At 58.0% G+C, this 10722-nt stretch carries 5 protein-coding genes and 3 pseudogenes; 6 read left to right on the plus strand and 2 right to left on the minus strand.

Annotation, left to right across the window (positions count from 1 at the left end):
* Positions 1–1528: 1528 nt before the first annotated feature.
* The 6 genes and pseudogenes from CVM73_RS36715 to CVM73_RS39515 all read left to right on the plus strand — a co-directional run bounded on the left by CVM73_RS36715 (position 1529) and on the right by CVM73_RS39515 (position 7009).
* Positions 1529–2104 carry a PCC domain-containing protein gene (locus CVM73_RS36715; protein WP_100236613.1) on the plus strand — a complete coding sequence of 192 codons (576 nt, stop codon included), beginning with the start codon at positions 1529–1531 and terminating at the stop codon, positions 2102–2104.
* 104 nt (positions 2105–2208) lie between these two features.
* Positions 2209–3070, plus strand: a pseudogene (locus CVM73_RS36720) (ISAs1 family transposase); the annotation flags it as partial.
* A gap of 586 nt (positions 3071–3656) precedes the next feature.
* A complete protein-coding gene (locus CVM73_RS36725) occupies positions 3657–4568 on the plus strand; it encodes a TauD/TfdA dioxygenase family protein (RefSeq protein ID WP_100236614.1) in 912 nt (303 codons plus the stop codon).
* A 214-nt stretch (positions 4569–4782) separates the two neighbouring features.
* Positions 4783–5335 (plus strand): annotated as a pseudogene (gene istB, locus CVM73_RS41885) (IS21-like element helper ATPase IstB); the annotation flags it as partial.
* Between the two features lie 862 nt (positions 5336–6197).
* Positions 6198–6647, plus strand: a complete 450-nt coding sequence (locus CVM73_RS39510) for a transposase family protein (protein ID WP_146006721.1) — start codon at positions 6198–6200, stop codon at positions 6645–6647.
* Positions 6644–7009 (plus strand): annotated as a pseudogene (locus CVM73_RS39515) (hypothetical protein). The gene CVM73_RS39510 and the pseudogene CVM73_RS39515 overlap by 4 nt, the downstream one beginning before the upstream one ends.
* A 523-nt stretch (positions 7010–7532) precedes the next feature.
* On the opposite strand, the gene CVM73_RS41580 reads toward CVM73_RS39515, so the two are convergent.
* Together CVM73_RS41580 and CVM73_RS36740 are read right to left on the minus strand one after the other, a co-directional pair.
* Positions 7533–7667 (minus strand): hypothetical protein, encoded by a 135-nt coding sequence (locus CVM73_RS41580; RefSeq protein WP_283809986.1) that lies wholly within the window; start codon positions 7665–7667, stop codon positions 7533–7535.
* 730 nt (positions 7668–8397) lie between these two features.
* Positions 8398–10059 (minus strand): class I adenylate-forming enzyme family protein, encoded by a 1662-nt coding sequence (locus tag CVM73_RS36740; protein WP_100236616.1) that lies wholly within the window; start codon positions 10057–10059, stop codon positions 8398–8400.
* Positions 10060–10722: the final 663 nt, after the last annotated feature.

Genomic DNA, 10722 nt, shown 5'->3' on the forward strand with positions numbered 1-10722 from the left:
CGGATGTGCAGATAGCAATTCACTACTGACGCTCATCGACTCCACTGGACCAGGAGAGCGTGGAGGTCGCTATCCAGTTCGGGCGGCAGGCCAAGTTCCGAATTTACTCGCACACCTATTCTGGAAGTCCGACCTCCCCTTCGCGCCTGGGGACTACCTAAGCTATCGTGTGGGTACAAGGTTCGCCGCTCTTCAAAAACTTACGTTAATGCACCGCCAGCAGCACCCGTTGGACGGCTTCAGTGCCAAAGGTTCCGTATTCCAAGCAAAGGTACAGATGCCGCCCGTCACCCAGGAGCAGCTCCCAAAATAGTTGCAGCGATCCATTAATGGGGGATTAGGCAGACGTACCCAGATCCGCAGACGTGACACTGGGCTCGAACATTCGATCGGCGACCGTTTGTGAGGAGCTCGCGGCGATATGTTCACTCTGGAGCTCACCATATCCGTAAGGCCTGAACCCAGTGTGGACTTCGATGATGGCGACGAATTCGCGGCTGGCCAGCCATAAACATCAGCAATCGCCTCTAGCGTGCAGGCGGACCAAGACCGCTTAGACCACCAAAGAACACGCCGCCGGGATCGGTGTACTGACCAACTTTGCGAGCGCGCGCTCGCCATGTGCAAGCTTGAACTGACGGATCGCTTCCCGCGCAGCCTCGAATGAGGGCCCCTCCAAAGCAAGCGGGACGAAGTGCGACGCTCGGCCACTGTATCTGCGAGACGATGCAGGACGTCCCACATCTCTATTAAACTTTCGCGAACTCAGTTATATTGCGTTTGGCCAAGGTCTTGAGACGAACTACTAATCGTGCATATCAAACTTGCGACATAAGCTGTCGCGATCCGTCGGGCCAAAAGATCCTGACGGATTTGCAGGCACACGCCTCGCCCGTAAGCTCAGCTGCTTTTTCGGCGACACGATCTGTAGTAAACGTGACAGCTTGAGGTTTTAATGATCATGATATCTTTGGTTGTCGGCGATCCATTCCGTTCAGGTGTGCCGCTCACCACTATCGCCGCGATCCCAAGCACGTCGGCGCTGACCGTAACAACATCCGCATATCCACGGTATGGTGGGTGGTGGTGGACGTTCGCCCGACGCACACGCTGGGGCGCTTGCCGGCCGGTGCGACTCCTATCTCAGGTGTTTCCGGCGCCTGCTTCTGCGACACGCAAGCTGTGACGAGGTGGCCCGATCACGTTGCAGCCTTTTGCGTTGTCAACTCTACCCGATTTGATAGCTGTCCTAGCGACGTAGCCGGGGTTTAGTTTTGTTCAATCCCAGGTCCAAACGTCAACCCCAGGTCCAAACGACCGTGCTTTGCTCGTGTGATCCAGAGGCGAACGGCTTTCGCACAAACCGTCGCATTCTCAAGCTAAGGCGAACAATTGCGTCGTTAAGGGCGCCACCTTGCGGAAAGTCGGTTTAGCAATGCCGTAAGTATCCCACCCCCGACGGCTATGAAAATTCTGAGACTGAGCAGCTCGCGGCTTTTTTTACTTAATTCATCTGGAGGTCGATGACATGAAGAGGCACATGCTCAGTGGAAAGTTCGAGGAGGTCATCTATGCAAGAATCGAGGCCGGTGAAGATCTTCTTCCAGCTCTTTGGGACATCTGCAAACAAAACAATGTGAAGACAGGAATCCTTCTGAACGCGACCGGCAATTTGAATAAGCTCAGATTAATGCGGATTTCCAATGAGCCAACCAAGTATAACTTCGGGGTTGACTTCGTGGAGCTCGCGGGACCGCTCCAGATGACCATGACTGGCATCATCGGAATGGGATGGCTTCCGGACGAATCGCTGAGGACACCGCCACCAGAGTTCCTGCGTCATTACGCCGACACAGGCTTCAGTTGTGGTGGCTTCGAGGGGCACGAGGACCCTTATTTCAAGGTTAATATCACAGCGATGGGCGTCTCGGGGGCGGCCGTCTGTGGGCACCTCTTGATGGGGTCCCCGACTGGTCTCGTCAATTGGGACGGCAAAGCTGACGTGCCGTCGCACTTCACGGTCGCTATCGCGAAGGTTTCGGGGGTCATCCTGAGGGCGACCTGGGACAAGAATGGTTATTATCACGAGCTTATACCGGCGTAAGCGACCATGATTTCGAGGCTGCCACATGCTGGCGGGCTCCAGCTTGGCCGCAGGGGAATCGCATAGGCATTTGCGGCCACTATTGCCTTGTTTGGCAATGGAGTGTGAGAGCGCCTCCCAGAAGAGGGAGCGACTCGTATGGGGAAGTTCAAGAAGGCTTTTCGGGTTTGTCGGACCCGCGTGCGGCGAACGCACGGCATGATCTGCTGGAGGTCCTCGCTATCGCCTTTGCCGCTGTGCTGTGTGGGGCAGAGACCTGCTCGGATATGGCGGAGTTCGAACGAGCCAAGGAGGACCTGCTTCGGCTGTTTCTGCGCCTGGAACATGGAATTCCCGGAAGCATTCGAGGCGGCATTCCGTCGCTTCATAGCGGCGTTTGCAAAGGCCGACGGCCGATGTGCTGCATTGCTATCGCGCGATGACGAAGACGGTGCTCGATCGCGGTGGCGACTACATGCTGGCGATCAAGGTCAACCATGGACCTCTGTTCAAGGCCGTGGTGTCGGGCAGTTTGCTCGGTCCGGCAAGCGCAGCGCCAAGACGGTCGAATCGTTCGTCCACGACCGGCGCGAAGCGCGCCGGGAAACCATCATGCGCAATACTAGCCTGGCTGCCGTGCACGGCTTCTCGGGCGTGGTTGCAATCGGCCGCATCACTTCGAGCAGGCAATTGCAGGGCAATCGCGCCGAGCCGCCGGTCGTGCGCTACTATCTGCTCTCCAAGTCCATGTCCGCCATGCGGCTGCTGCAGGTCACGCGCAGTCATCGGACGATCGAGAGCCAATTGCACCGAGTGCTCGACTCTACTTCGACGGCGTCGGCAACCGGGCGCGAATGCACAATGCTCCCGAAAACCTCGCCGTCCTGCGCAGACTCGCGGTCAACATCCTTCGATCTTGTCCCGGATTCCCTCTCCCTACGTCCGAAAATCAAGCGCGCTGGATGGGCCGACAGCTTCTTCCTCGCTTGGCCTTTGCCGGGAGGGCGTCGAATCCGCTGGCGCACGTTGAAACTTTTCAGATCACATTCTTCCTCCCCACTAGGACTTGTCCCGACGCAAGCTGGTCCCGCGGCAGGCGCAAGTTCTTTGACCCCGCGCGGCTCAGTAAGGCGCCCATCGAGGTGAGGCGGTCAAGCGCATCGATGTCTCGATCTAAGCCCACCAGTTCAGGCAGGTGCGATGACCATAAGAAACTGTAACAGTAGCTGCCAATGAACAAGACGCGATACTATGAAGCAAGCCAAAAGGATCGACCGCGAGCTAGCAAGAATCCTGATGTCCCATCAAGGATATAGGCGGAAAACATTCCAGGTGCTTTCAAGGAATCATCGATTCCCAGGCGGCACGCGCCGAGCAAAGACATTCGTAGTACTGTACGCAAGTTTCACCTATCGAGAATGTTGGCTCGGTTGTTCGGTCCCCGGACTTGCCTCAACGATTTGCTCTCATGCAGTGCTCGCGTTTCTACTCTGATTGAAGATTTTCGAAAGGTCGACCATCCTCGACGGTAACCTTCGTCTGGCAAAGAAAGCCACAACTGGAGAATGTCACGATGAGTGAAAAGGCTTCGATGAGCAGTGTTATTCCGCGTAGTGATGTCGTCAAACGGACGGCGCGCATTGGCGCCGAAATCCGGAATATCAAGCTTTCGGCCGATTTACCGGACCAAACCATCGCTGCGATCAATGACCTTCTGCTTGAGCACAAGGTTATCTTCTTTCGCGACCAGGGACATCTTGACGACGCTGAGCAGGAGCGCGTTGCCGGGCGTTTTGGAGAGCTTGCTCCGGAGTTGGTTCCCAGCAAGGGAACATTATCGATCCTTGACATTGATTCCGCACGCAGAATCTACAGCACTGACCTCTGGCATATCGACTATTCCTGCTTGGATGCCTATCCGAAGTTTTCGCTGCTGCGCGGTGTTGTGATTCCACCGGTTGGGGGCGACACAGTTTGGTCAAACACCGCGGCCGCATATCTCGCTTTACCGCTAGCCCTGCAAAGGCTCGCAGACGACCTGTGGGCTGTTCACAGCTTCGATCCGTCTGCCCGCGCTCCCGGAGCGGACAAGGATCTCGCTGACGAGGCGCTCACCACAGCGAGGTTAGAGACTGAGCATCCGGTCGTGCGTGTCCACCCCGAGACCGGTGAGCGAACGCTGGTGCTCGGCATTTATGCGAAACGCTTTGTAAATGTCTCGAAATATGACGGCCAGAAGCTATTCGACCTGTTTGAGTCTCATATCACCGCGCCGGAAAATACTGTACGATGGAAATGGACGCAGGGTGATGTCGCTATGTGGGACAACCGCGCCACGATGCATTATGCGGTCAATGATTACGGCGAGCAGCGTCGCGTAGTTCGTCGGGCGACCGTCAAGGGCGAAGTGCCCGTCAGTGTCGACGGCCGGCGCAGCGTAGGGCGTGTCAAGGTGATCAAACAGCCGCCCGCGCATGTTGATTAGCACGTTCGCAAAGCTGACGGAGGGCCGTCCAATGCCGACGCTGCTGCCTTACGCGCGCTCGCGGCTGGCCATTTTTTTAAAGGTCAGACTGATCCACGAAAGCATATAGATATAGATTAGGTGCGTTGGGAAGGCTCATCCCGTCCTGCTCGCGAGAGGATCGGCTTTTCCGCTCAGCGGTTGATGGAGCTGGAGGTCGCCGGGCTGACGGGTGCTTCCTCGCTTCCCGTTCGTTCGCGATCTCTCCGGCTTCGACTTCTCGGCCCAGCCGTCGCTAGATCCAAGCAGGTACGCGAGCTTGCCGGCGCGCGCCGGATTACCAATGGCCAGAACGTGCTGCTGCTTGGGCCGCTTGGCGTGGCAAGTCGCACCTTGCGGCCGCGCTGGGACGTGAAGCGATCCTGGCTGGGCATTCCGTGCAGTTCGTCGCAGCCACCACGGTCGTTGCGCAGCTTACCAAAGGTCACAGCGAGAGCGGGCTTGAGGAGCGGCTCGCGCAATTTGCCAAGCCAATGCTCCTGATCATGGACGAGCTCGGATATCTGCCCTTTGAGCCCAATGCGGCGCATCTTTTCTTCCAGCTCGTTAGCCGCCGTTACGAGCGAGGCGCGATCCTGCTTACCAGCAACGGCAGCGTCGGCGAGTGGGGCTCGGTCTTCAGCGACCCCGCGGTCGCCACCGCGATCCTTGATCGTCTGCTGCACCACAGTCACGTCATCACAATCCGCAGCGACAGGTATCGGTCGAAGGAGAAGGCTAAGAGGGGCGCGCATCTCGAGCGGCTTGCTTCAGTTCCAGCGAGGGGAGTCACTTCCTCATGTCGCAGCGGGGCGCATAGCCTCGCTAAAAATGTTACCGGACGACTTCCCTGTCGTGTCCGGGGCGGAGCTGCCGAATCAGTTCGGTGGCGGCTATGGCAGGGAAGATCAGCATGCGCGCAAAGCGCGAGATCACATCAGCGCTGGCCGAGCGTTATCGGGCGAGCGGGCGGCTCGAGAAGGGACGGATCCTAGACGAGCCGTGCGCCGTTGCGGGATGGCATCGCAAGCACGCGATCCGAGCGCTGTCAGTGGACGGGGCATCGGGATCGGCCGTGCAGCGGCGGCGGGGCCGGACCTACGGAGCTTCCGTACGCATGGCACTGATTGTGCTATGGGACGCGTCTGACCGACTTTGCAGTAAGCGGCTCGCCGCGATGATCCCGTTCTTGCTTCCGGCTCTTGAACGGCACGGCAGATTGAAGCTTTCGGCCGATGAGCAGTCGAAGGTTTTGAGGGTGAGCGCAGCGACGATCGATCGCCTGCTGAGCGACGTAAGGATCGCAGCAGCCGGAGGACGAGACGGGCGGGCTTTTCCAGTGCCGTACGGCGGCAAGTCCCGGTGCGTACGTTCAATGACTGGGGATCACCTCCGCCGGGGTACTGCGAAGCGGATCTGGTTGCGCACGGCGTCATGTCCGTATCCGGCGCCTTTATTCAGACACTAACAATGGTGGATATCGCAACGGGGTGGACCGAATGCTTTCCGCTCGTCGTGCGTCAAGCAGCGCTTGTGGTTGAGGCCCTCGAGCGCGCCCAGAACCTATTTCCCTAGCCAGTTTGCGGTCTCGATGACAATGACAGCGCCTTCATGAACGACACGGTCGTGTCGTGGTGCCGTTCTCACGATGTCGAAGTCACTCGTTCCAGGGCGTACAAGAAGAACGATCAAGCGTTCGTTGAACAGAACAACGGAGCTATCGTTCGACGCCTGGTGGGCTACGGGCGCTTTGAAGGCATTGATGCCGCTCGTTCATTAGCTCGCCTGTTTGCCGCGGCACGGCTGCACATCAATTTCTTCCAGCCCTCGTTTAAGCTGAAGGACAAGCACCGCGAAGGTGCCAAGGTGATAAGCGTTATCTTCCTCCCGCTACTCCGTACGAACGAGCAATGGTCCACCCGCATCTCAATGAGGCATTCAAATGTCGGCTGCGGGAGATTTACCGCACGCTTGATCCGGTGGCATTGCTGGCACAGATGCGGGACGCTCAAAATGAGCTGGGCAAGCGCGTTGATCAGCGCGAGGGAAAGCCAGGGATGACCGTCGCGCCGGTGCAAAGCGACTTGGCCGCCTTTGCCCGAGAGCTCGGCGATGGTTGGAAACAGGGTGAGCAGCGGGGCATTCATCGGCGCCGCTATGTGCGGCGCAAACCTGTGCCACGTCGGCCATCGATGCTCGACCCATACATTCCCATGATCGAGGAATGGCTCGCCGCGGCTCCGCACTTGTCCGCGGTCGATCTTCTCTCCCGGCTGGCAGCGCATGCGCCCGCTCAGTTCAGTGGCCGTTAGCGGCGTACGGTGCAGCGGTTGGTGAAGAATTGGCGATCAAAGGCCGCTCGACAGCTCATCAGCAGCACCGAAACCATACTATCGGTCCGAGCTTCGTGCCTCGGTGTCTAGATGCCACGGGTTGCTTCGCCGAATCACCGCAAGCCGCTCGCTCGCTACGGCGCTCTGGAGGGCGCGCTTCGCGAGCGGCTTGCTCGGACCCGCGGCGTCCAAATTCGGCGACAGCTGGGGGCGCTTCGGTAACATTGTCAGCTGAGGCAATATGCGGGGTTAAATCCGGACGTCGCTTGACAAGAATGTGAGCACTCCAGGGGAGATGGTGATTTGCCGGCGTCGCTGATGGACTCATCGAGCAATGCGACTTCGACGTTCGGCAAGGCCATATTCGGTGATGCCTCTGAGGCCGCGCGATTGAGCATGGTCAGGCAGACGACGCGCCAACTGAGTTGCAGAAGTCCCCCATCACGTTGGCGCGATGCTCCTGGTCCGCAGTTTTGAGTTTTTCGCCATGCAATCCGATTTCAGGATCTACTCGAATACCTCTTTCCAGCGCATAGCGCGCCCGTCAATCTTCTCGATTACCTCGGAGCTTCCGCCGACTGGCAGGTCGGCAATTAGCTTCCACTCAATCGGTTTAGGCCCCTTTTGGTGCACCGCGCTCGCCGGCCTGGATCACCGTTGGGTCGGGGACGGGATAACGGTTCTGCATTCTGATCGGGAGCAACACCGAGATGCGCTTGAACTTGATCTCAAGTGCAGCTTTCGACATCTCGTTCTTTCGTCCCGCACATCGACGTAAGCAGGCCTTTGACGCTGGTCCCTTCCATCTCCGTCGCAATCGTGTGGCCGCCCCATCGCCTGCCAGCCAATCGACGCAGGCGCGGACACAGAACTGAGCGCTAAGGGTTGTTGTGTCAAGCAATTCAATTCGTACATGGCACTTTCGTGTCGCCGATATGAATGCAACGCGCCGGCAGTTCGAGCCGTCCGATCGATTGTCCGCGATTGTCGAGCCAACTAACGCTCTCGTTCTTCTCGACGGGAACGCGGGCCGGTTGATCTTCTTCCTGAGTTGCTCCGTGCCTTTGAACCTTTTCCGTGTGCAGAATTTCACGGCGATCGATCCCAGCGGGAGGCCCTTGACTTTCACTGGGACACCGGAATGCATCAACATTCCGCAGAGCGTGTGATGACGCCAACGGCCGCATTTGTCCCGGTCGCCCTTGACGTTCTTGGCCATGCCGATCGCGCTAGTGTTCGGAAAATTCCGTAGTGTCCTGGATGAGGAGCATCGGGCCTGAACAATCATCATAAGGCGTGCCGTGGCCGCGAAGTGGCCGCCCCTCATTGGCTAATAGCTATAGGCCGCCGCCGTGTTCGCCCACTCCTGCCAGGCGAACGACACCCTTCCGGCCAAGCCGTCACAGCTTGCCAAATCGTTGACTGATAGCAGGCATCCTTAAAAGCGGTCTTGTCGATTTCGCGCTCGAAAGTGGACTTCAGCCCCAGCGCTTTTTCTCGGCATCGTAGGCTCCGGCAAGCGGATCGCTCACCGCCATTAGCTCACGCTTCATCAGTGCACTGCTGGAGCTGGTTCTAGGAAGCATAGGAACAAAGGCGATGTAGCGCGGCACCTTGAAGACTGCCAGATTGGCACGAGCATGTTGGAGAATGCGATCTACCGACAGATCGGCAGGTGTAAGACCTTCTCTGAGCTCCACGTAGACCTTCACCTCCTCGCCGCGCTTCATATCGCGAACGGGCACAGCGACTACATCCGCAATCTCAGGAATCTCTCGGATGACGGCCTCCACCTCGCGAGCCGCAATACTCTCGCCTGAGCGTCGGATTATCTCCTTCGTGCGTCCTACGAACCAATGAAAGCCTGCCTCGTCGCGGCGTAGCAGGTCCCCCGTCTTGAACCATTCGCCTTCGAACAAAGCGGCATTCAACTCCGGCCGATTCCAATAGCCCTTGAGGATCCCACGGCCACTTACCCACAGCTCGCCGACTTCCCCGACCGGTGTGGGTGTGCCATTTTCATTCATTAGTCGCACGTGCCGAAACGGAGCACGAATCCCCACCGAACCGGACTCGGCCATCTCATCAAGGTCGTTCGGCATTTGTGTGCCAAACCCGATTTCCGTCATCCCATAAGCATCTTGTGTGCGTATTCGGAACCGCTTCCGGAGTTTACGAACCGTGTCAGGGCTGCAGCCCCACGTCAGGCTCTTCTGCAGGCACGTCGACGACCCGTCTTCGTCGGCGGCCTCAGCCTGGCGTGCTATCGGCTCGGGAAAAAAACACCACTCGATACGGTGCTGCCTGACCCAACCGATGAAGCGCGTCGAACTTATTGACGGAGCCAGATAGAACGTACCGCCCTGCCGATACGACTTCAGAAGATGTTCCTGCGGATCGGCATAGAAGAAAAATTGCGCGGACAGATACCTCTGGTATGGCCGCCCGTCTCCGCAGGCTCCCTGGTACGAGCGGACCGCCCAGTAGTCGTGAGTTAACATGCAGCCCTTCGGAAACCCCGTAGTTCCAGAGGTATATTGGATGTTCAACAAGTCGTCGGGTTGGATATCCTCTTCTATTAAAGAGTCGTCAACGCCCTTGAGCAATTCATCCAGGGTAGTGGCTGTCCTACCGGAAGGCTGTCCAACGAGTATTACTCGTTCCTTGGCGAGGTCTCGCGGCCACGGCTCCACCGCGGAGATCGCTGTCCATGCGGACTCGTCGACAACAGCGAACTTGGCCTGTGTATCGCTGAGAACGTATTCAATCTCCCTCGGCGTGTATCGCATATTGATCGGGACCATCACTGCACCCAGCTTGGCAATCGCGAACCACAAGATCGGGAATTCGATACGATTGGGCAGCAACACCCCAATGCGATCACGCTTGCGTACGCCGCATGCGCGCAGCGCATGCGCATATTTGTTGGACAATCGACTTATCTCAGAGTAGGTCGCGCGCTGGCCGCGCTCGAAGACGTCGATCGCGATCGTCGGACCGTGTGTTCTCGCCCGCATTGAGACTAGCTGCCCAATCGTGATGGTCTCATATGCCGATTCCAGCGCCTCGATATTGGACAACGCTCTTACGACGAGCTCTTTACGCCGGGCATGGGTGAGTTCTGTCAGGGGTGCCGTCATCGGAAACTCAGGGTAGTCGTCCGAACCATGGGCTCAGGAGCCAAAAGACAGACCAGCCAGCGAACGCAACTTTTCGGTTGACGACTCACGGCGCCACGAGTCGCGGATTTCCGTCGGGCTGCCAGTCCCGCTTGCGCGGATGGCCGTAGAACAGGCGCGTCACCATCGCGGGATTCGAATCTGCCAACGCGCCGCTGCTTACTCCTGCCAATGTCGAACGGGGAGAGCGCGGAAGATATGCCGCGCACCTGCGACTCGGTTAGGCTCGTATAACCCAGCCAAGCCAACTTGAGCCTGATAGTGCCTGTTGACAAAACTGTTTGTCGTTTACTTGAAGAGCACACGGGACATAACGGATGCACTGGGCTTGCCATCATTGCACTCTTTCCTAGTGGTGATGAGCCGCATCATAGGCTAGTGACGATTTGTACATCACTAACAAGAACCGAGACACTATCTATTCTAGTGAGTCGCCACGCATCAGGATCAGAAGGAGGGCAGCGAGGAGAAAGGGAGCTATGGCCGAAACTGGGTGATGACGGGTTGAGAGAGGCGGCGTATCGAGGCGGGTGTCCAGCCTGCCAGAACCTCTCAAGGAGAGCGATACGCCATGACCGAGACTACCAACGTTCTTGCTTTTCGTCAGCCCTCCACGGTTGACGA

The sequence above is a fragment of the Bradyrhizobium forestalis genome (genome assembly GCF_002795245.1).
Classification (GTDB): Bacteria; Pseudomonadota; Alphaproteobacteria; order Rhizobiales; family Xanthobacteraceae; genus Bradyrhizobium; species Bradyrhizobium forestalis.